21 protein-coding genes are annotated in these 21,034 nt (G+C 70.0%); 6 read left to right on the top strand and 15 right to left on the bottom strand.

Translation table 11 applies throughout. From position 1 onward, the window contains the following. Positions 1 to 2: 2 nt before the first annotated feature. Positions 3 to 1,448, bottom strand: coding sequence for a DHA2 family efflux MFS transporter permease subunit (locus tag CAL15_RS08620; RefSeq protein ID WP_086078207.1), 1,446 nt, complete (start codon positions 1,446 to 1,448; stop codon positions 3 to 5). A gap of 278 nt (positions 1,449 to 1,726) precedes the next feature. Here CAL15_RS08620 and CAL15_RS08615 point away from each other — a divergent pair, with 278 nt between their 5' ends. After that, positions 1,727 to 2,350, top strand: a complete 624-nt coding sequence (locus CAL15_RS08615; protein WP_086078206.1) for an LON peptidase substrate-binding domain-containing protein — start codon at positions 1,727 to 1,729, stop codon at positions 2,348 to 2,350. A 42-nt stretch (positions 2,351 to 2,392) separates the two neighbouring features. Beyond that, on the top strand, positions 2,393 to 3,310 hold the full coding sequence (locus CAL15_RS08610; protein ID WP_086078205.1) for a hypothetical protein: 918 nt from the start codon (positions 2,393 to 2,395) through the stop codon (positions 3,308 to 3,310). Positions 3,311 to 3,392: 82 nt separating this feature from the next. On the opposite strand, the gene CAL15_RS08605 is transcribed toward CAL15_RS08610, so the two are convergent. The 9 genes from CAL15_RS08605 to gorA all read right to left on the bottom strand — a co-directional run bounded on the left by CAL15_RS08605 (position 3,393) and on the right by gorA (position 12,772). Beyond that, positions 3,393 to 4,367: an AraC family transcriptional regulator gene (locus tag CAL15_RS08605; RefSeq protein WP_086078204.1), complete on the bottom strand. Its 975-nt coding sequence runs from the start codon at positions 4,365 to 4,367 to the stop codon at positions 3,393 to 3,395. 23 nt (positions 4,368 to 4,390) lie between these two features. Further along, positions 4,391 to 5,419, bottom strand: coding sequence for an XdhC family protein (locus CAL15_RS08600; protein ID WP_086078203.1), 1,029 nt, complete (start codon positions 5,417 to 5,419; stop codon positions 4,391 to 4,393). A gap of 14 nt (positions 5,420 to 5,433) precedes the next feature. Beyond that, positions 5,434 to 7,674 (bottom strand): xanthine dehydrogenase family protein molybdopterin-binding subunit, encoded by a 2,241-nt coding sequence (locus CAL15_RS08595; protein ID WP_086078202.1) that lies wholly within the window; start codon positions 7,672 to 7,674, stop codon positions 5,434 to 5,436. 9 nt (positions 7,675 to 7,683) lie between these two features. Next, a complete protein-coding gene (locus tag CAL15_RS08590) occupies positions 7,684 to 8,142 on the bottom strand; it encodes a (2Fe-2S)-binding protein (RefSeq protein WP_086078201.1) in 459 nt (152 codons plus the stop codon). A 130-nt stretch (positions 8,143 to 8,272) separates the two neighbouring features. Further along, on the bottom strand, positions 8,273 to 8,632 hold the full coding sequence (locus CAL15_RS08585; protein WP_086078200.1) for an I78 family peptidase inhibitor: 360 nt from the start codon (positions 8,630 to 8,632) through the stop codon (positions 8,273 to 8,275). Between the two features lie 93 nt (positions 8,633 to 8,725). Beyond that, the gene (locus tag CAL15_RS08580) at positions 8,726 to 9,853 is read right to left on the bottom strand and encodes a 3-deoxy-7-phosphoheptulonate synthase (RefSeq protein ID WP_086081002.1); all 1,128 of its coding nucleotides are present in this window, start codon (positions 9,851 to 9,853) and stop codon (positions 8,726 to 8,728) included. 116 nt (positions 9,854 to 9,969) lie between these two features. Further along, positions 9,970 to 10,590 carry a LysE family translocator gene (locus tag CAL15_RS08575; RefSeq protein WP_086078199.1) on the bottom strand — a complete coding sequence of 207 codons (621 nt, stop codon included), beginning with the start codon at positions 10,588 to 10,590 and terminating at the stop codon, positions 9,970 to 9,972. A 50-nt stretch (positions 10,591 to 10,640) separates the two neighbouring features. Then, positions 10,641 to 11,273: a LysE family translocator gene (locus CAL15_RS08570; protein ID WP_086078198.1), complete on the bottom strand. Its 633-nt coding sequence runs from the start codon at positions 11,271 to 11,273 to the stop codon at positions 10,641 to 10,643. A 143-nt stretch (positions 11,274 to 11,416) separates the two neighbouring features. Continuing rightward, complete coding sequence (gene gorA / locus CAL15_RS08565; protein WP_086078197.1) at positions 11,417 to 12,772, bottom strand: glutathione-disulfide reductase; 1,356 nt, start codon at positions 12,770 to 12,772, stop codon at positions 11,417 to 11,419. Positions 12,773 to 12,936: 164 nt separating this feature from the next. Between gorA and CAL15_RS08560 the strand changes: the two genes are divergently transcribed. The 3 genes from CAL15_RS08560 to CAL15_RS08550 all read left to right on the top strand — a co-directional run bounded on the left by CAL15_RS08560 (position 12,937) and on the right by CAL15_RS08550 (position 14,549). Next, positions 12,937 to 13,236, top strand: coding sequence for a hypothetical protein (locus tag CAL15_RS08560; RefSeq protein ID WP_086078196.1), 300 nt, complete (start codon positions 12,937 to 12,939; stop codon positions 13,234 to 13,236). 50 nt (positions 13,237 to 13,286) lie between these two features. Beyond that, on the top strand, positions 13,287 to 13,679 hold the full coding sequence (locus tag CAL15_RS08555) for a DUF2784 domain-containing protein (RefSeq protein ID WP_086078195.1): 393 nt from the start codon (positions 13,287 to 13,289) through the stop codon (positions 13,677 to 13,679). Positions 13,680 to 13,823: 144 nt separating this feature from the next. Continuing rightward, positions 13,824 to 14,549 (top strand): GNAT family N-acetyltransferase, encoded by a 726-nt coding sequence (locus CAL15_RS08550; protein ID WP_086078194.1) that lies wholly within the window; start codon positions 13,824 to 13,826, stop codon positions 14,547 to 14,549. Here the strand turns inward: CAL15_RS08550 and CAL15_RS08545 are convergent. From CAL15_RS08545 to CAL15_RS08535, 3 genes are read right to left on the bottom strand one after another with little or no spacing between them, the layout of a single operon-like run. Further along, a complete protein-coding gene (locus tag CAL15_RS08545) occupies positions 14,546 to 15,478 on the bottom strand; it encodes a DMT family transporter (protein WP_086078193.1) in 933 nt (310 codons plus the stop codon). The genes CAL15_RS08550 and CAL15_RS08545 overlap by 4 nt on opposite strands. Positions 15,479 to 15,484: 6 nt before the next feature. Next, positions 15,485 to 15,820, bottom strand: coding sequence for a thioredoxin family protein (locus CAL15_RS08540; protein WP_086078192.1), 336 nt, complete (start codon positions 15,818 to 15,820; stop codon positions 15,485 to 15,487). A gap of 2 nt (positions 15,821 to 15,822) precedes the next feature. Then, positions 15,823 to 17,091, bottom strand: a complete 1,269-nt coding sequence (locus CAL15_RS08535) for a Zn-dependent hydrolase (protein WP_086078191.1) — start codon at positions 17,089 to 17,091, stop codon at positions 15,823 to 15,825. Between the two features lie 300 nt (positions 17,092 to 17,391). On the opposite strand from CAL15_RS08535, the gene CAL15_RS08530 reads away from it, so the two are divergent. After that, positions 17,392 to 19,254, top strand: a complete 1,863-nt coding sequence (locus CAL15_RS08530) for a phosphoenolpyruvate carboxykinase (GTP) (protein WP_086081001.1) — start codon at positions 17,392 to 17,394, stop codon at positions 19,252 to 19,254. A gap of 91 nt (positions 19,255 to 19,345) precedes the next feature. On the opposite strand, the gene CAL15_RS08525 is transcribed toward CAL15_RS08530, so the two are convergent. Then, positions 19,346 to 20,170 (bottom strand): polysaccharide deacetylase family protein, encoded by an 825-nt coding sequence (locus CAL15_RS08525; protein ID WP_086078190.1) that lies wholly within the window; start codon positions 20,168 to 20,170, stop codon positions 19,346 to 19,348. Next, positions 20,167 to 21,033 (bottom strand): polysaccharide deacetylase family protein, encoded by an 867-nt coding sequence (locus tag CAL15_RS08520; protein WP_198299180.1) that lies wholly within the window; start codon positions 21,031 to 21,033, stop codon positions 20,167 to 20,169. Before CAL15_RS08520 ends, CAL15_RS08525 begins: the two co-directional genes overlap by 4 nt. Position 21,034 lies beyond the last annotated feature (1 nt).

Below are 21,034 nucleotides of genomic sequence, written 5' to 3'. Positions count from 1 at the left end.
CGTCATGCTGCCGCACTGGTATCGATGGCGGCCGCGCGATTGCGGGTGCGCACCAGAAGCAACGCCAGCACGCCGGCCAGCGCGGCGAACAGCGCGCCCACGCCGAAGGCCAGCTGATAGCCCGCGTTCAGCGCCGTGCCCTGGGCGGCGCCCACGGCAATGGCATGACCGGTACGCGCCGAGGCCAGGCTGGCCAACACCGCCAGGCCCAGCGAGCCGCCCATCATGAAGGCGGTATTCACCACGCCCGAGGCCAGGCCGGACTCGTGGGTATCCACGTCGCTCATGGCGGCCAGCAGCAGCGGGTTGAATGCGATGCCGCCGCCCAGGCCCAGCAACAGCATGCCCGGCAGCACGTCCACCGCGAAGCTGCCGTCGGCGGGCGCGCGCGCGAACAGCAGCAGCCCCGTGGCGGCGACCAGCAAGCCGCCACCCAGAGGCAGGCGTATGCCCAGGCGCATCACCAGCCAGGCCGAGACCCCCAGCGAGAACACGCCCATGATGAGGTTGGCCGGCAGGAAGGCCAGGCCTACGTCCATGGCGTCATAGCCCAGCACCAATTGCAGGTACAGGGCCGAGATGAAGAACCAGGCGAACATGCCGGCCGCCCACAGCACGGCGATCACGTTGGCCGCGGCCACGTTGCGCAGCCGGAACAGCCCCAGCGGCATCAGCGGGTTCGCCACCCGCGACTCGATGACGAGAAACACGGCGAACAGCGCCACCGCGGCGGCCAGCAGGCCGATGGACTGCGCCGAGGTCCAGCCGGCCTCGTTGCCGTTGACCACGGCGTACACGGCCAGCATCAAGGCCAGCGTCACGGTCACGGCTCCGCCCGTGTCCAGCTTCGCGCCGCCGGCCCGGCCCTGGCCCTGGCCGCGCGGCAGCAGCGCCACGCACAGCGCGTACACGGCCACGCCGATGGGCAGGTTGACCAGGAAGATCCAGTGCCAGCTGAGGGAGCTGGTCAGCAATCCGCCCAGCAGCACCCCGATGCTGCCTCCGCCCGCGCACACGAACCCGTAGACGCCCATGGCCTTGGCGCGTTCGGCGGGTTCGGTGAACAGCGTCATGATGAGCGACAGCGATACCGCCGACACGACGGCGCCGCCCAGTCCCTGCACCGCGCGCGCGGCCACGAGCATGTGCTGCGACCCGGCCACGCCACAGGCCAGCGACGCCACGGTGAACAGCGTGATGCCGGCCAGGAACACGCGGCGGTGGCCAAACAGGTCGCCCAGGCGCCCGCCCAGCAGCAGGAAGCCGCCGAACGTCAGCATGTAGGCGTTCACCACCCATACCAGGGCGGTCTCGGTGAATTGCAGGTCGGCCCGGATGGAGGGCAGCGCCACGTTCACGATGGTCGTGTCCAGCACGATCATCAAAACTCCCAGGCACAGGACTGCCAATGCCCACCAGCGTTTTCGGCCTTCGATGCCGTGCGTCATGCGATGTGTCTCCGTGGCCTGCGCCGCCGCGTATCGCGCGGCGCGTCAGGCTGCATTAGAAGGGCGGGCAGGGCGCGTTGGCAACCGGCGGCCCGCCGATGGCCCGACAGATGAGCCCGCCAGCCGCCGCCCCGGGCCGACCGGCGTCCGGGAGGACCGTGAACCATTCCCCCCGGCGGCGTCGTACACTGGACCTGGCCCGTCCAGCCCTGTCAGGCCCTGGATGAGATCGTCGCAGGCGGGCCGGCCTTGCCACGGTCTTCATGTCATCATTGCATATGGCCGAGATTCCCCTGTTTCCGCTTTCCACCGCCTTGTTCCCCGGCGGAACGATGCATCTGCGCGTCTTCGAGGTGCGGTACCTCGACATGGTCAAGCGCTGCCTGGCCGACGACACCGGCTTCGGCGTCGTCGTGCTGCTGTCCGGCCGCGAGGTGCGCACGCCGGAAGGCACGGAAACGCTGGCCACGGTGGGCACCATGGCGCGCATCCTGCAATGCGACGCCCCCACGCCGGCCTTGCTCGAACTGTCGTGCACGGGCACGACGCGCTTTCGCCTGGCCGCGGCGCGGCAGGGCCGCTACGGGCTGTGGATGGGCGAGGCCGAGCTGCTGCCCGAAGCGCCCGCCGTGCCGGTTCCGCGCACGCTGCAGCCCAGCGCCGATGCGCTGGGCAGGCTGATCGCCGGCATGCAGCGCGACGGCGTGCCGGCCCAGGCCATGCCGCTGGCGCCGCCGTTCCGGCTGGACGACAGCGGCTGGGTGGCGGACCGCTGGGCCGAGCTGCTGCCCCTGCCACCGGCGGACAAGGCGCGGCTGCTGGCCATGGACGACCCACTGGCGCGCCTGCGCATCGTCCAGGACGCGCTGCAGGGATTGCCGTCGGCCGACGACCAGGCATAGGGCGCCCCGCGCCGCGGGCTCCCGGGTTCCATTTTCAGGACTATGACGACGATACGTATCGAAGAAGAACTGCGCGCGTATATCGAACCGCTGACGCCGGACGAGTACGCCACGCTGGAACGCAGCCTGCTGGCCGAAGGGTGCCGCGACGCGCTGGTGCTGTGGGGCGACCTGCTGGTCGACGGGCACAACCGCTACGAGATCTGCCAGAAGCATGGCATTGCCTTCAACACCGTGCAGAACGATCGCTTTCGCAGCATGGACGACGTGCGGCTGTGGATGATAGAGAACCACCTGGGGCGTCGCAGCGTGTCGGATTTCCAGCGGGGCGTGCTGGTGCTGCGCAAGAAGGAAATCCTGCAAATGCGCGCGCAGGCGCCGTCACAGGCCGCCGAGGATGCCGCGGGGGCAGCCGCGGCGCCCACGGGCCAGGCCGACGACGGCTCGCCGCCATGGGACCAGGAGGGCGATTCGCGCACGGCCCCGGTCGCGCAGGCGGTGCACGCGGCGCGTCAGCCCGCCGCCGCCGTGCCGGTGCCGTCGCGCCAGGCCATGGCCCGCGAAGCGCGGCTGAGCAGCGTGGCGCTGGGCCAGATCGAGAAGATCCAGCGCCAGGCCACCCCCGAGGTGCTGCGCGCGGTGCGGGCGGGCGACCTGTCGATCAATGCGGCCGCCGCGGTGGCCAGCCTGCCCGTGGACCGCCAGGCCGCGGCCGCCAGCGGCGGCGCCAAGTCGCTGCGCGAAGCGGCCCGCGAGGCGCGAGCGTTGGCCGCTGCCGCGCGGCCGCTGCCGGAGCCGCCCGAGCCGCCGCCGCTGCCCGAGAACGTCGAGGACTATCCGGCGGAGCTGACCCGCCTGGCGCAGCGCGTGGCCGAACTCACGCAGGAACGCGATGCGTTGAAAAAGAAGGTGGCGCAGCTGACGGTGGCGCTGTCGCAGGCGCGCCGCGGCGAGGAATGATGCGGGAATGATCCGGCGCGCGACGATGGGTCGGCTTCGGGCGCCGCGGCTTCGGGCGTCGTAGCGGCGGGTTTCGGGCTGCCTAGCCGCGGCCTGCGGCCATCGCGCCCGTTCCCCAGCCCGCATCGCGCAGCCGCGCCACGTCGCGCACCGGCGGCGCGCCATACATGCGACTGTACTCGCGGCTGAACTGCGAGGCGCTTTCGTAGCCGACGCGGTGCGCGGCGGTGGCCGCGTCCAGCATCTCGGCCAGCATCAGCCGCCTTGCCTCGTGCAGCCGCAGCTGCTTCTGGTATTGCAGCGGGCTCATCGCCGTCAAGGACTTAAAGTGATGATGCAGCGAGGACGCGCTCATGTTGACGCGCTGCGCCAGGTCGTCGATGCGCAGCGGGTCGGTGTAGTGGCGCTTGAGCCAGTCGATGGCGCGCGAGATCTGGTTCATGGCGCCGTGGTTCAGCACGATGTGGCACAGACGCTGGCCCAGCTCGCCCTTGAGCAGGCGATAGTGGACCTCGCGTTCGATCAGCGGCGCCATCACGGGGATCTCGTCGGGAGTATCCAGCAGGCGGGCCAGGCGCATCAGCGCCTCCAGCAGTCCGGCATCCAGCTGGGCGGTCGCCAGGGCGCGCGGCGCCGCTCCGCCCTCGGCCCGGGGCGCGCAGTCCATCTGGCTCATCAGGTCCGCGATGCGCTGGATGTCCAGGTCGAACCCCATGCACAGATAAGGCGTGCCGCTGCTGGCCAGCGTGATGCGCGAGGCCACCGGCAGGTCCACCGAGCTGAGCAGGAACTGCCCGCTGGTGTACTCGTGCACCTCGCTGCCCAGTTCGACGCGCTTGGCGCCTTGCGCCATCACGGCCAGCGAGGGGCGCACCACGCCGTGCGTCTTCTCGGTGGGCGCGGAGGCGTGATGAAGGCTCAGGCCGGGCACCGGCGTGCGCGTCGACCCATCGGCCGGCGCGTGGCGTGCGATGAGGGCGACGAGGTCTGACTGACCCGGCAGCGGCAGGGGCCGCGCATCGGGCCGCGGCTGCAGCCGCAACCCGGGCCGGTCCATCGGCAGTGACCGCGGGTCGGCGCTCATGCGGCGCGGCCGCCGGCCTCGCGTGCCAGCGCGTTCTTCGCGGTGCCCACCGCGACCTCGCCGGGCAGCGCCACGCCATTCTTCTGCGCGACGATCTCGGCCAGGATGGACAGGGCGATCTCGGGGGGCGTGCGGCTGCCGATGTACAGCCCCGCCGGCCCGTGCAGGCGCGAGAGCTGCGCCTCGGTCAGGTCGAAATGCTCGCGCAGGCGTTCGACGCGCTTGGCGTTGTTCACGCGCGACCCCAGCGCGCCCACGTAGAAGGCCTCGGACTGCAGCGCGTAGATCAGCGCCATGTCGTCGAGTTTGGGGTCGTGGGTGAGGGCCACGATGGCGGTGCGCGCATCGGGCTTGGCCGCCAGCACCACGTCGTCGGGCATGTCATGCGTGATGCGGACGCCAGGCACGTTCCACTGCGCGCGGTACTCCTCGCGGGGGTCGCACACGGTGACGTCGAAATTCAGGCCCACCGCGATCTCGCACAGGTAGCGCGACAACTGTCCCGCGCCGATCACGATCAGGCGATGGCGCGGCCCCAGCACGCAGGAGAACCGGTCTTCCTGCAGCTGCGGCTCGGCATCCGCGGGCGCCGCGCCCAGGGTGACGTCGCCGCTGCGCATGTCCACCGCGCGGCAGATCGAATCGCGCTGTTCCAGCCGCGCCACCAGTTCGTCGACGCGGCTGCGGGCCGCCAGGGGCTCCATTACCAGCTGCAGCGTGCCGCCGCAGGGCAGGCCGAAGCGGTGCGCGTCCTCGGCCTTCACGCCGTACGTGGCGACGGCGGGGCGGTCGCCGGGGCACAGGGCGGCGATGCCCTGGCTGCGGACCTTGTCGATCAGGTCGTCCTCGATACAGCCGCCCGATACCGAGCCGCTGACCACGCCGTCCTCGCGGATGGCCATCATGGCGCCGGGCGGGCGGGGCGAGGAACCCCAGGTGCGCACGACCGTCAGCAGCACGACCTTGCGGTCCAGCGCCATCCAGTCGCGGCAGGCGAGCAGTACGTTCAGATCGGCGGCGTGCATGGCGAGACTCCTGTTCAGACTGGTTTCAACGTAGTGCCCATCGGCAGCGTGCGCACGCGCCGGCCCACGGCATGATGCAAGGCATTGGCCACGGCGGGCGCCACCGGCGGCACGCCGGGTTCGCCGACCCCGGTGGGCAGTTCGCCGGACGGCACGATATGCACTTCGACGGCGGGCATCTCGTCGATGCGCAGCACCGGATAATCGTGGAAGTTGCTCTGCTGCACTTCCCCGTCCTCGAGTGTAATGGCTCCGTGCAGGCAGGACGCCAGGCCGAAGCCGATGCCGCCCTCCATTTGCGCCCGCACCACGTCGGGGTTGATGGCCACGCCGCAATCCACGGCGCAGACGACGCGGTCCACCTTGAAGCTGCCGTCGGCCGCCACGGTCACTTCGGCCACCTGCGCCACCACGCTGCCGAACGAGGCGTGCACGGCCACGCCGCGGCCGCGCCGGGTGCCGAGCTTGCCCGGGGCCAGCGGCCGGTCCCAGCCGGCCTGTCGTGCCGCCAGCGCCAGGGTGCGGCGATGACGCGGATGGCGGGCGAGCAGCGCGTCGCGATAGGCGACGGGGTCTGCGCCCGCCGCGGCGGCCGCCTCGTCGATGAGGGTCTCGGCCGAGAAGGCGGTGTGGGTGTGGCCCACCGATCGATACCACAGCACGGGCACGCGTACGTCGCGCGGCGTGTGCAGTTCGACCTGCAGGTTCGGGATGGCGTAAGGCAGGTCGGCCTGGCCCTCCACCGACGTGGGGTCGATGCCGTCTTTCACCAGGCCCGCCAGCGGGGTGTCGGCCAGCACCGACTGGCCCACCAGCCGCGCATGCCAGCCGATCAGGCGGCCGTCCGCGTCCAGCGCCAGGCGGGCGCGATGCAGGTTCATGGGGCGGTAGTAGCCGGCCCGCATGTCGTCCTCGCGGGTCCAGACCAGCTTGATGGGAACGTGCAGCCCCTGGCGGCGCGCGGCGCGCGCGATGGCCACTGCCTCGATCAGGTAGTCGGCATGCGGATTGGCGCGCCGGCCGAAGCTGCCGCCCGAATACAGCTGGGTCAGCGTGACGCTGCCCACGGGCAGTCCCAGATAGCGTGCCACCGCCGCCTGGTCCGAGGTCTGGAACTGCTCGCCGTTCCAGATGTCGCAGCGCCGCTCTTCCAGGCGCACCAGGCAGTTCAGCGGCTCCATGGCGGCATGGGCCAGGTAGGGCACGTGGTAGTCGGCCTCGATGACGCGCGCGGCGCCGGCAAAGGCCGCCTCGACGTCGCCGCGGCGCGCCGCCACGGCGCCGGGCGTCGCGGCGGCGGCGCGGTACTGCTCGAGTATCTCGGCCGATCCCAGGCGGTAGGCCTCGCTGTCGTCCCAGCGCGCCTGCAGCGCATCGCGGCCGGTGCGTGCGGCCCAGGTGTTGTCGGCCAGCACCGCCACGCCGCCCGCGCCGTGCGGGGTGGGCGGAAACTCGACGACGGCCCGCACGCCGGGCACCGCGCGCGCCGCCTTGGCGTCGTAGCCGGCCAGCCGCGCGCCGAAGCGCGTGGGATGGGCCACCACGGCGACCAGCATGCCGGGCAGTTTGAAGTCCTGCGTGTAGACCGCGGTGCCGTTGGTCTTGGCCGGGCCGTCGGTGCGGCGCAGGCTTTCCTTGCCGATCAGCTTGAACTCGGCGGGCGTCTTCAGCCGCGGCTCTTGCACGGCGGGCAGGGCGGCGGCCGCGCCGGCCATCTGCCCGAATCCCGCCTGGCGCTGCGTGGCGGCGTGCCGCAGCACGCCTTCGCTGACCGTGATCTCTTCCGCCGGCACCTGCCATTGCTGCGCGGCGGCCTGGACGAGCATGGCGCGCGCGGCAGCGCCGGCGCGGCGCATGGGCAGGTATGAGTCGGCCATGGCGGTGCTGCCGCCGGTACCCTGCACGCCCAGCAGGCCATTGCGATACAGGGCGGCATTGGCGGGCGCGCCTTCCACGCGCACCTGGCGCCAGTCGGCGTCCATCTCTTCTGCCACCAGCGTGGCCAGGCCGGTGTACACCCCCTGGCCCATCTCGAGGTGCTTGGCCAGCACCGTGATCCAGCCGTCGGCGCCAATGCGCACGAAGGCGTTGGGCGAGAAGGCCGCCGTGGTATCGGCGGCGGTGCGGGCCGAAGCGGCGCGCGGGGCGACCGCGCCGATGCTCATGCCCAGCACCAGGCCGCCGGCGGCGTGCATGAAGCGGCGGCGGCTGACGTTGTGGATGGGGTGTTCGGGCAATACGACGTAGCTGTCCATGGAGGCTCCTCAGGCAAGGGCCGCGGCGGCGTGGTGAATGGCCGCGCGAATGCGGCCATAGGTTGCGCAGCGGCACAGATTGCCGCGCATGGCGTCGTCTATCTGGGCGTCGGTGGGACGGGAATGCTGGCGCAGCAGGCTGACCGCGGCCATGATCTGGCCGGACTGGCAATAGCCGCATTGGGCCACGTCCAGTTCACGCCATGCGTTTTGCACGGCTTGCCCAACCCTGTCGGCGCCCGCGCCCTCGATGGTCGTGACGCGCTGTCCCGCGACGGCGGAGGCGGGCGTGATGCAGGAGCGCACGGCCGCTCCGTCGACGTGGACCGTGCACGCGCCGCACAGGCCCATGCCGCAGCCGTATTTGGTTCCCGTGAGGTCGGCGGCGTCGCGCAGCGCCCACAGCAGAGGCATCTCTGCCGGGACGTCCAGGGACGTGGCCTTTCCGTTGATATCGAGTGTAAGCATCGCGGATTTCCTCTGCTGGTCGTACCGTGACGTAGCATAGGAAAACCGCTTGTTGCACCGCAATGCCGATTACTGTTCGATTCTTGCCTGATCCTGTCAGGCAAGGCCGCAGCGGTGCGGGAAGGCGGCCTCAGCCGCAGCGCAGCGCCTCGATGGCGCCGCTGCCATTCAGGATGATGTTGAGGCGGGCTTCGTCGTATTCCATGGTCATGACCTGGCCGGGCTTGAGCACGCGGACCGATTTCGAACCCGAACCGTTGCGCGCCGACTGGGCGACGGCTTCGGAATAGGTCTGGCCCAGCATGTTCTGCACGCGCTGCGAATCGCATACCTGGCGGGAGCTGCTCGGCGCGCCCATCTGGGACCCCGATGCGGAGGCGGACGGCGCCGACTGGCTCGACGGGGTGGGCGTATCGCCCGTGCGCTGCGTGCCGCTGCTGCAGGCGGCCAGGGTGGCCAGCAGGACGACGGGGATCAGTTTCCGGATCATGGGGGCTCCTCGTACTGGGGGGTGAAACCGAATCGTCATCATAGTGGAAGGAAGACGATCCGGAGCCGGTACGACCCGCCCTGGTTGTTACTTTTAGCGGCTGCCAGCGCCGCGGCGCTCGCGCACCGCCGCGGCCAGTTCGTGCAGCAGCGGCTCGGTCTGCGCCCAGCCCAGGCACGCGTCGGTGATGGACACGCCGTGGCGCAAGGACACGCCGGGTTTCAGATCCTGGCGGCCGCCCTCGAGGTGGCTTTCGATCATGACGCCGACGATGCGCCGGTCGCCCGCGGCGATCTGTCCGGCCAGGTCGCGCGCCACGTCCACCTGGCGCTCGTGCGATTTGTTGGAGTTGGCGTGCGAGCAATCCACCATGACCTGCGGGCGCAGGTCGGCCTTCTGCAGCGCGGCGCAGCAGGCGTCGATGCTGGCGCGGTCGTAGTTGGCGCCTTGCTTGCCGCCACGCAGGATGACGTGGGTGTCGTCGTTGCCGCGCGTTTCGAATATGGCCGCCATGCCCATCTTGGTCATGCCCATGAAGGCATGGCTGGCGCGCGAGGCGACGATGGCGTCGGCCGCCACCTGGATGCCGCCGTCGGTGCCGTTCTTGAAGCCCAGCGGGCAGCTCAGGCCGGACGCCAGCTGGCGGTGGCTCTGGCTTTCGGTGGTGCGGGCGCCGATGGCGCCCCACGCCACCAGGTCGGCGATGAACTGCGGGCTGAGCAGGTCCAGGAACTCGGTGCCCACCGGCAGGCCCAGGCCGCCGATCTCGAGCAGCAGTTCGCGGGCGCGGCGCAGGCCCTCGTTGATGCGGAAGCTGCCGTCCAGGCGCGGATCGTTGATGTAGCCTTTCCACCCCACCGTGGTGCGCGGCTTCTCGAAGTAGACCCGCATCACCACCAGCAGATCGTCGGCCAGCGCGTCGGCCGCCTGTTTGAGATGCCGCGCATACTCCATGGCCTGGCCATGGTCGTGAATGGAACAGGGACCGACCACGGCCACCAGCCGGTCGTCACGGCCGTGCAGCACGTCGGCGATGCGCGCCCGGCTGTCCTCGACCTGGTCCAGCAGGGCGTCGGGCACGGGCAGCTCGTCCAGCAGCAGGGCGGGCGAGATCAGCGGACGCACGGCGCCGATGCGCACGTCGTCGACGCGGGTGGTGTCCTGGGTGGCGTCGGCCTGGCCGACTTCGTGGTCGTGGGTGGGGTCGTCGATACGGGTCACAGCAGTCTCCGGCGCGGCGCGCGCATGCCGGATTATCGCATTGCCGGTGGCGCCTTCCGCGTGCGGCAGCGCCCGCGATAGGGCGGCACCCACGGTGCGCGCCCCTCGGCACGTGGTCAGCGCCGCGCCGCCAGCGCCCACAGGCCGGCCGCGCCCAGCAACGACCCGCCCGCGAGATTGAAGCGCCGTTGCGCGCGCGGCGACGCCAGCAGGCGCCGCGCCTGAGCGGCGAATGCGGCGTAAAGAGATGCGTTGATCGTGCCCAGCGCCACGAAGGTGAGCGACAGCGTCCACAGTTGCGGCGCGGCGGGCGCGTCGGCGCGGATGAACTGCGGCAGGAAGGCGACGAAGAAGATGATGCCCTTGGGGTTCAGCGCTGTCACCAGGTAGGTGCTGGCGAACAGCTTCGCGCGCGAGGCGGGCGCGGCGGGCGCCGGCGAGCCGGCCGGCGCCACGCCGGCGCGCAGCAGCTTGATGCCGAGGTACAGCAGGTAGAGGCCGCCCACGGTCTTGACTACCGTGAACCAGAAGGCCGAGGTGGCCAGCAGGGCACCCAGGCCCACCAGCGAAGCCAGCAGGGCGGTGGAATCGCCCAATGCCACACCCGCCACCAGCGGCAGGCGGGCGCGGCGGCCGTGGGTCGCCGAATAGCTGATGACGGCCAGCAGCGTGGGGCCGGGAATGACCAGCATCACCGTGGAAGCGGCGACGAAGGCGAGCCAGGTATCGAAAGGCATGGGGACGACTCCTGCTTGTGATGGGCGGCGTGGCGCGGCCCGCTACGGTATCAGCGCCGCGAGTCCAGCGCCAGGCGCACGGCCAGGCCGGCCAGCACCAGTCCCATGAACCAGCGCTGCGCGGCCAGCCACAGCGGGTTGCGCGCCAGGAAGCCGGAGATGGTGCCGGCCGTCACGGCGAGCAGGCCGTTGACGCATACGCTGATGACGACCTGCGTGAAGCCCAGCGCCAGGGCCTGGGTCAGCACGCTGCCGCGCTCGGGGTCGATGAACTGCGGCAGCAGCGACAGGTAGAACATGGCCACCTTCGGATTCAGCAGGCTGGTCAGCAGGCCCATGCCGAACAGCTGGCGGCGGCTGCTGGGGGGCAGCTGGCGCACCTCGAACGGCGAGTGACCGCCGCTGCGCAGAGACTGCCAGGCCAGGTACAGCAGGTATGCCGCGCCGCCGATGCGCAGCGCATCATAGGCGTACGGTACCGACAGCAGCAGGGCGGTCAGCCCGAATGCCGTGCACAGCACATAGAAGGTGGCGCCCAGGCCCACCCCGCACACCGACACCAGGCCGGCACGGCGGCCCTGCGACAGCGAACGCGACACCAGGTAGATCATGTTCGGGCCTGGCGTCAGCACGAGGCCCAGGGCCAGCAGGGCGAAGGTGAACAGCGTGGTCGGTTCGGGCATGGGACGAGCTTGCGAGAGGGACGATAACGGCGACGATATCCCACCTCTGTATCGGCGGGCGCGAAATATCTGTCGTGGCGGGGGCGGACGACGCCGGACAGGCGCGTGGCAACTTTGCCTGCCGTCGCCGCCCCGCCTCGCGATCAGGCCACGGCCGTGCGCATGGTCACGAACTCTTCCGCCGCCGTCGGGTGGATGCCGATGGTCTCGTCGAACACCTTCTTGGTGGCGCCGGCCTTCAGCGCCACGGCCAGGCCCTGCACGATCTCGCCGGCGTCGGGACCGACCATGTGGCAGCCCAGCACGCGATCGGTGTTCGCGTCGACGACCAGCTTCATCAGCGTTCTTTCCTGGGACTCCGTCAGCGTCAGCTTCATGGGCCGGAAGCGGCTTTCGTACAGGCGGACCTCGTGGCCGGCGGCGCGCGCCGCTTCGGTGGTGAGGCCCACGGTGCCGATGTTGGGCAGGCTGAATACCGCCGTGGGAATCAGGCTGTAGTCGACCTTGCGGTACTCCTCGGGACGGAACAGGCGGCGCGCGATGGCCATGCCTTCGGCCAGGGCCACCGGCGTGAGCGGCACGCGATTGATGACGTCGCCCAGCGCGTAGATGGACGGCTCGGCCGTGCGGTATTCCTCGTTCACTTCGATGAAGCCCTCGTCGTCCAGGCGCACGCCGGTGTTCTCGAGGCCCAGGCCGTCGAGCATGGCGCGTCGGCCCGTGGCGTAGAACACGCAGTCGGTGTCGATGTGCTCGCCGGTCTTCAGCGTGACGCGCAGCGACCCGTCTTCCTGGCGGTCGATGCGGGCCGGGTCGGCGTTGAAGCGCAGGTCCAGGCCCTTCTTGCGCAGTTCGTCGCGCAGGTGCTCGCGCACGCCGCCGTCGAAGCCCCGCAGGAACAGCTCGCCGCGGTACAGCTGCGTGGTCTGCGCGCCCATGCCGTGGAAGATGGACGCGAACTCGACCGCGATGTAGCCGCCGCCCACCACCACCACGCGGCGCGGCAGCTCCTTCAGATAGAAGGCTTCGTTCGAGGTGATGGCAAGTTCGCGGCCCGGCAGGTCGGGCACCATGGGCCAGCTGCCGGTGGCGACCAGGATGTGGGCGGCGGTGTGCCGGCGGCCGTCGACTTCGACGGTATGCGGATCTACGATGCGCGCGTGGCTCTCGTGCAGCGTCACGCCGCTGCCGGTCAGCAGGTTGCGGTAGATGCCGTTCAGGCGCTCGATCTCGCGGTTCTTGTTGGCGATGAGCGTGGGCCAGTCGAAGCTGGGCTGGCCGGGGTTCCAGCCGAAGCCGGGGGCCTGTTCGAAGTCGTCGGTGTACGAAGCGCCGTAGACCAGCAGCTTCTTGGGCACGCAGCCCACGTTGACGCAGGTGCCGCCCAGGTAGCGGCTCTCGGCAACGGCCACGCGGGCGCCGAAGCCGGCGGCGAAGCGCGAGGCGCGCACCCCGCCCGAGCCGGCGCCGATGACATACAGGTCGAAATCGAAATCCATGCTGATCCTTCGGGCGCCGGGCGCCCCAATGCGTATTGAATGACTGCAGCCCGTATTAAACCGCTTTTCCCGTGGGTGGCCGGACGACCGTCGCCGGGATGGGATATAAAGAGCGCATTCGGGCGCCGGGTCTGCCGGGCCTACGACCGCCGCAATGGAGCAGCATGCAGACGGAAGACAGTTTTTTCGGATCCCTGGGGGCCATCCTGGGCGGCGTGATCCGCGCCATCGTCGAAGCCCTGCAGGGCGTGTTCGGCGGCCTGGGTACCGCGCTCGCCCAGTTTTTCTCGGGCCTGGCCCATGCGATGGGCATGAACCCTTCGGTTTTCAACTTCGCGCTGCTGTTGCTGGGACTCCTGCTGTTGTGGGCGGCGCTGCGCGCGTTCGTGGCACGGTCCATCATCGCGGGCCTGTTCTGGCTGTTGCTGGCCCTGCTGCTGCTGGGCGGCCTGATCGGCGGATAGCGCTTTTGCGCAGTACACCGATGCGGGACAATGGTCCCGGAGGCTAGATCATGGAATACCGCCTGCTCGCCGACCTGACGCTCGCCGTCCATGCCCTGTTCGTGTTGTTCGTGGCCCTGGGCGGCCTGCTGGTGCTGCGCTGGCCGCGCGTGGCGTGGCTGCACCTGCCGGCCGCGGCCTGGGGGGCCGGCATGATGTTCGCGGGCGCGATCTGCCCGCTGACGTATCTCGAGAACCACTGGCGCGTCCTGGCCGGGCAGCAGGGCTACCCTGACGGCTTCGTGGCCCATTACCTGCTGGCGCTGGTCTATCCGCAAGGCGTCACGCGCACGATGCAGGCCGTGCTGGGCGTGCTGGTGGTGGGCGGCAATGCCGCCGTCTATGCCTGGGCCTGGCGCCGCGCCAGGCGCCAGGCTGGCGACCCGGTCAAGCGGTCCGCATGACGAGGCTAGCGTGCGGGCCCTGTTCGACAGGCCACGGCTTGCCTATCGTAAGGCCGGGTCGCGCGCGCGGGCCGCTTTCCCATCGCGAATCAGAGGCGCCGATTCGCCGCCAACCACAGCCGCCAACCACAGGAACCGCCTGGCATGTCCTCCACGCCCCTGACCAATGAATACGGCCAGCCCGTCGGCCAGCCGCTGCCCGACTGGCAGCCGCGCCCGCTGCCTCCGCGTACCGCCATGCAGGGCCGGCTGTGCCGCCTCGAGCCGCTGGACGCCGCCCGCCACGCCGAAGACCTGGCCGAGGTGTTCGGCACAGAGCCCGACGGACGCGGCTGGACCTATCTGTTCAAGGGCCCGTTCCTCGGCGACCGCGCGGGATATCGCGCCTATCTGGAAGAACTGGCGGCCAGCAAGGACACGCTGCACCACGCCGTGGTCGACCTGGCCACGGACCGGCCAGTGGGTCACCTGGCGTTGATGCGCATGGATCCGGCCAACGGCGTCATCGAAGTGGGCCACGTGACGTTCTCGTCGCGCCTGCAGCGCACGACGATCGCCACCGAGGCGCAGTATCTGCTGATGCGCCGGGTGTTCGACGAACTGGGCTATCGCCGCTATGAATGGAAATGCGACAGCCTGAACGAACCCTCGCGCGCGGCCGCCGCACGGCTGGGCTTCCAGTTCGAGGGCGTGTTCCGGCAGGCCGTCGTGTACAAGGGCCGGTCTCGCGACACGGCGTGGTTCTCCATCATCGACGCCGAATGGCCGGCCCGCAAGGCCGCGTTCGAACGGTGGCTGTCTCCGGACAATTTCGATGCGGCGGGCGCGCAGCGCCGCAGCCTGCGCGAGCTGGCACAAGAGCGGCGCTAGCGCCCGCGCAGGCGCAGTTTTTCGCTCAGCAGTTCGGCGCCGCTTACCAGCACGATGCCCGCCAGCACCAGCAGCGCGCCCACCGCGAAGCTGGGCTCGATGGGTTCGTCCAGGATCAGCACGCCGAATATCACGCCGAACAGGGGCGTCACGAAGGACAGCACCGACAGGCGCGTGGCCAGGTAGCGGCGCAGCAGCCAGAACCACGCCAGATAGCTGGACAGCGCCACTACCACGCACTGGAACGCCATGCTGGCGATGGCGGGCGCGCTGAACACCGGGGCCGGGTCGCCCGATACGGCATGCCAGGCGCACAGCAGCAGCGCGGCCATGGCCATCTGGTAGAACAGGGTCTTGGCGGGCCGCGCGTCCGCCAGCGCCGAACACCGGATGGCGACCGTGGTGGCGCCCCAGCCGGCGCCCGCCAGCAGGGCCAGCAGGTCGCCCAGCAGCATGTCGGGGGCCGATGCGATGGCGGTTTCGCGCTTGCCCAGGAAGGCCGCCGCGATGCCCGCGAAGGCGATGGCGATGCCCAGCCATTGCAGAGGCCGCATGCGTTCGTCGGGATGGCGCAGATGCAGGCCCAGCGCGGTGAAGATGGGCGCGGTGTACAGGAACACCGCCGCATGCGAGGCCGTGGTGTAGCGCAGCGCAAGCCCGAGAAGCAGGAACTCCAAGGCGAACAGCGTGCCCACCAGCAGGCCCGCGGGCAAGGTGCCGTCGCCCAGCACGCGCCGACCTTCGGCGCGCAGCAGCACCAGGCCCAGCACGAGGGCGGCGAAGACGGAGCGCAGGCCGATCTGCAGCGTGGCGGAGATGTCGTCGGCGACCATCTTGATCGCCACTTGCTGGAAACCCCAGCACAGGCACAGCACCAGCATCGTGCTGGTGGCGGTCAGGTCCAGCGGTTTGCGTGCGCAGGGCGGCATGGCGGGTCAGGGCAGTTCGGCAGGATGATTGTCCAGCGCAAGCGAGATCTGCTGCTGCAGGTCCCATTGCGCCAGTTGGGCGGCCACGGGGCCGTAGTAGGCGCCATCGCGCACCACGAACAGCGCGGGCAGGTGGAACACCTCGTAGCGCTCCACCAGGCCGCCGTTGTCGCCCGCGTCGATCCAGCACAGGCGCTGCACCGGCAGTTCCAGGTCGGGCAGTTGCGCGCGCGCCACCTTGCAGGCGCCGCAGGTGCGGCTGTAGAAGGCCAGCAGCGATATTCCCGGCGCATCCAGCAGGAAGCGGTCGGCGGTGCCGTCGTCCAGTTCGTGCTGGTCCATGCTCATCCCTGGCGCGCCAGCACGGCGTCCAGTTCGAGCACCGTCTCGTACAGCACGCGCGTGCCATCCAGCAGCTGCGAGGGGTCGATCCACTCTTCGGGGCAGTGGCTGCGGCCGTTCAAACAGGGAATGAAGATCATGCCGATGGGACCGGTGCGCGCCATCTGCACCGCGTCGTGGCCGGCGCCGCTGGGCAGCCGCATCGAGGCGTAGCCCAGCCGGTCCGTTGCCGCCTGCACCGCGTCCATCACCAGCGGCGTGCAGTCGGTGGGCCGTGCGCGCGTGACGTCGTCGCAGGCCAGTTCGAGCCGCAATGCCGTCATGTCGGCTGCCACGCTGCGCACCACTTCTTCGGGAAAGCTGTCCAGCACGGCCTGGCTGTCGCTGCGCACCTCGAGCATCATCTCGGCGCTGCCGGGCACCGCGTTGGTGGCGTTGGGCGTGATCGCGATGCGGCCCACGGTGGCCACCACATAGTGCGGCTGGCCGGTCAGTTCGCTGGCGTGGCGGTGCGCCGCGTCGATCACGCGGGCGGCGCCGACCAGCGCGTCGCGGCGGATGTCCATGGGCGTGGTGCCGGCGTGGTCGGGCTGGCCGGTGACCCGGACACGCACACGGCGAATGCCGACGATGTTGGTGACCACGCCGATCGGCAGTCCGCGCGCTTCCAGCACGGGACCCTGCTCGATGTGCAGCTCGACGAAGGCGGCGGTGGCGTCGGGGCCGCGCCGGATGGAGTCCAGGGCCGTCGGGTCCGCGCCGATGCGCGCCAGCGCCTGGTCCAGCCGTTCGCCGCCGGGATTGGTGGCGGCCAGCATGTGTTCGTCGAGCGTGCCGGCCAGCGCGCGGCTGCCGATGCACGACACGCCGTCATAGTCGCTGGGCTCTTCGGACAGGAAGTCGATGACTTCGAAGGGATGGCGCAGTTGCACTCCCTGTTCCTGAAGGGTGTGCGCGACTTCGATACCCGCCAGCACGCCGATGATGCCGTCGAAACGGCCGCCGCTCATCACCGTGTCGCAGTGCGAGCCCGTGACGATGGGCTTGCGCGCGGCGTCCGTGCCCGCGCGCCGGCCCACCAGGTTGCCGCCCGCGTCCTGCGCCACCGCCAGGCCGGCCGCGGCGAACTCGTCGCGCAGCCATTGCCGGGCCTGCACGAACTGCGGCGAGAAGGCGCGTCGCGTCCATGGCAGATCGGGCAGGGTATGGCGAGAGAGGACTTCGACGCGGGACCACAGGCGGTCCGCGTTCAAGGGTGGAAAGGCGGGCATTGCGACTTAGGCTGAACGGCGGTGTAGGGGCAGCCGATTATGTCATACGCCCGAACGGCGGCATTAGGCCAGGTGATGGATCGGACCCGGCACGGCGCCGATGAAGAACACAACAAAGAAGTACAGCCAAAGAAGTAGAGCCGTTGCAACGAGGTTTGTCGGAAGCCTTGCACGTTGCTTTTGCTTGCATCCTTGTTCCGGAGGTGCGCCGGGCGCAAGTATGATGGTCCTGTTTCATTCGCGCGGCGACGGTCGTTGGCGCCGCCGCGTGGCCGATAAATCCAGGAGACCCACCATATGATGTCCCGTTCCGCTTCCTCCAAGGTTACGCCCGTCGATCTCAACGTGCCGTCGTACGTCAAACACCAGCGGCTGATCGATTGGGTGGCCAGCGTGGCCGCGCTGACCCGCCCCGAACGCGTGGTCTGGTGTGATGGCTCGCAGGAGGAATACGACCGCCTGTGCGAGATGATGGTGCAGGCCGGCACGATGCGCCGCCTCGATCCCGCCAAGCGTCCCAACTCTTATCTGGCCTGGTCCGATCCTTCGGACGTGGCGCGTGTCGAGGACCGCACGTTCATCTGTTCCGAGCGCGAGGAAGACGCGGGCCCCACCAACAACTGGGCCGCGCCCGACGAGATGCGCGACACGCTGGGCCAGCTGTTCGACGGATCGATGGAAGGCCGCACCATGTATGTGGTGCCGTTCTCGATGGGCCCGCTGGGTTCGCCCATCGCGCACATCGGCGTCGAGGTCTCCGACAGCCCCTATGTGGCCGTGAACATGCGCATCATGACCCGCATGGGTCGCGCGGTGTTCGACGTGCTGGGCGCCGACGGCGAGTTCGTGCCCTGCGTGCACAGCGTGGGCGCTCCGCTGCGCGAGGGCAAGGCCGACGTGCCGTGGCCCTGCAACGACCTCAAGTACATCGTGCACTTCCCCGAGACCCGCGAGATCTGGAGCTTCGGCTCGGGCTATGGCGGCAACGCGCTGCTGGGCAAGAAGTGCTTCGCGCTGCGCATCGCGTCCACCATGGGCCGCGATCAAGGCTGGCTGGCCGAACACATGCTGATTCTTGGCGTGACCTCGCCGCAGGGGCAGAAGTATCACGTCGCTGCCGCGTTCCCGTCGGCCTGCGGCAAGACCAACTTCGCCATGCTGATCCCGCCCCAGGGCATGAACGGCTGGAAAGTCAGCACCATCGGCGACGACATCGCATGGATCAAGCCGGCGGCCGATGGCCGCCTGTATGCGATCAACCCCGAGGCGGGCTACTTCGGCGTGGCGCCGGGCACCGGCGAGAAGACCAATCCGAACGCCATGGCCACCCTGAAGGAAAACGTGATCTTCACCAACGTGGCGCTGACCGATGACGGCGACGTGTGGTGGGAAGGCATGACCGACGAGCCGCCCGCGCACCTGATCGACTGGCAGGGCCAGGACTGGACGCCCCAGATCGCGAAAGAAACCGGCCGCAAGGCGGCGCACCCCAATGCGCGCTTCACCGTGCCGGCGCAGCAATGCCCGTCCATCGATCCCGACTGGGAGAACCCGCGCGGCGTGGCCATCGACGCCTTCATCTTCGGCGGCCGCCGCTCCACCACGGTGCCGCTGGTGACCGAGGCGCGCAACTGGCGCGAGGGCGTTTACATGGCCGCCACCATGGGCTCCGAGACCACCGCCGCGGCCGCCGGCCAGCAGGGCGTGGTGCGGCGCGATCCCTTCGCCATGCTGCCGTTCTGCGGCTACAACATGAGCGACTACTTCAACCACTGGCTGAAGCTGGGCGAGCGCCTGGAAGCGGACGGCGCCACGCTGCCGCGCATCTACTGCGTGAACTGGTTCCGCAAGGGCCCGGACGGCAAGTTCGTGTGGCCCGGCTATGGCGAGAACATGCGCGTGCTGCGTTGGATCCTGGGCCGCCTGCAGGGCGAGGCCCAGGGCGTCGAGCAGGTCTTCGGCATCTCGCCGAGCTACGAAGACATCGACTGGACCGGCCTGGACTTCAGCCGCGAGCAGTTCCGGCAGGTCATCTCCGTCGACCTGCCCGCGTGGCGGGACGAGCTGGCGCTGCACGACGAGCTGTTCGCGCAGCTGGCCCAGCGCCTGCCTGCCGACCTTCCGCGCACCAAGACCGAGATCGAGAAACGCCTGGCGGCGTGATGCGGCGCGGGGCGCGTGTAGCGCCCCGTCGGTTTGCAACGAATGAAGGCCGCGAGGATATCCTCGCGGCCTTTCCTTTCTACGTTGCCAGTCAGGTCTGGATCTGCGGCGCGGGCGCGTGCGGCCAGGGCTCGCGCTGCGCATGCGCCTCGCTCCACAGCGCGGCAAGGTCGGCGGCGCGATAGAAGCCCACGCCCGGCCTGCGCTGCAGGTTGCGCAGGAACTCGGCCACCAGCTTCATCTGCGGCAGCCGCCCCGAACCGGTATCGCCGCGCGTATGCAGCGTGAAGTTCACGTAGCCGCCGGCGCAGTACTGCGCGTCCGCCTCCTCGGCCCAGGCCTTGGCCGCGCGCTGGTGCGTGTGCCGCTGCGCGAAGAAAGGAGCGTCGGTCAGGTAGTCGAATACCGGCAGCTCCACCAGCGTGGCGCCGCCGTCGTCCGCCATCACGTAGGGCACGTCGTCGTCCTGGAAGCTGCTGTCGTAGCGATATCCCGCCTGCGCCAGCGCGGGCAGCGTGGCCTGAGTGACCAGGCCGTTCAGCGCCCGCCAGCCCAGCGGCGCGCTGCCGGTCAGGCGCTGCACGGCCTCGCGGTCGCGCGCCAGCGCGTCCAGCGTCTCGGCGGCGTCCGGCTTGGCGCAGACCATGCCGCGCACGGCGATCTCATGCCCGCCGTCCAGCAGCGCGCGCATCAAGTCGGGGTGCCGCTGCAGGTCGTCGGGCGTGCAGAAGAAGGTGGCGGGGATGCCCAGTTCGGCGAATAGGTCGAGCATGCGCCAGGCGCCTTCGCGCACGCCATAGCGGCCATACGAGTAGCGGCCGAACAGGCCGGCCTGGCCGGCATTGGCATGGTCCAGGGTCTCGACGTCGACGTTCACCCCGACGACGACCGGGCAGGATTGCAGGGCAGGGCTCATACGCGCACCTCGTCGTGGCTGTCGGCCGTGCCGGCTACCCAGGCCTGTATCTCGGAAAGACTCGCGAAGCGCACGCCGCTGTGCTGCTGCATGTGGCGCAGAGTGCGCTCGATCGCCGCCGTGCGGCTGGGCGTGCCCGAGCCCCAGCCGGCGCGCGGATGGACGGTCAGCATGAAGAAGCCGCCTTCGGCGTAGCGCGCGTCGAACTCGGCCTGCCATTGCGCCTGCACTTCCGAGACGGGCGTCATCGAGAAGTGGAAGAACGGAAAGTCGTCCAGGCTGTAGGTGTTGTTGGGAATCTCTACCATGGTCCGGCCCTGGCCGATGTCCAGCATGTAGGGTGCGTCCGCGTCCTTGTCGCTGCTGTCGTAGACATAGCCCAGTTCGTGCAGCACCGGCAGCGTCACGCTGGTCTTCTGGCCCGAAGGCGAGCGCCATCCGCGCGGCGCCTGGCCCAGCAGGTCGCCCAGTATGGCGTGCGTCAGCCGCAGCCGGCGCGCTTCTTCCTCGGGCGGCATCAGCGTGCCCTCGTGCACATAGCCGTGGGCGCCCACCTCGTGGCCCCGCTCGGCGATGCGCTTGACCACCTCGGGCGCGCATTGCGCGTCGTAGCCCGGCACGAAGAAGGTGGCCGGAATGCCCAGGCGGTCCAGCATGTCCAGGTGGCGGTCCACGCCGCGGCGCGCCGAATAGCGTCCGGCCGAGTGCATGCCGTAGGGGGCAAGGCCCTTGCCGACCTCGTTGCCCATGCCGTCGAAGTCGACGGTGAAGGCGGCCAGGCAGCGGACGCCATCGGGCAGCGGCGGCGGGCCCCGGCGCGTGACGCGCCGGTTTCTCGCGATGACGGGGTAGGTCATGGACATC

The organism is Bordetella genomosp. 13 (genome assembly GCF_002119665.1).
In the GTDB taxonomy this organism is placed as follows: domain Bacteria; phylum Pseudomonadota; class Gammaproteobacteria; order Burkholderiales; family Burkholderiaceae_B; genus Bordetella.
Note: the sequence above shows the minus strand (reverse complement) of the source record. Positions and strands in the feature narration are given on the sequence as shown.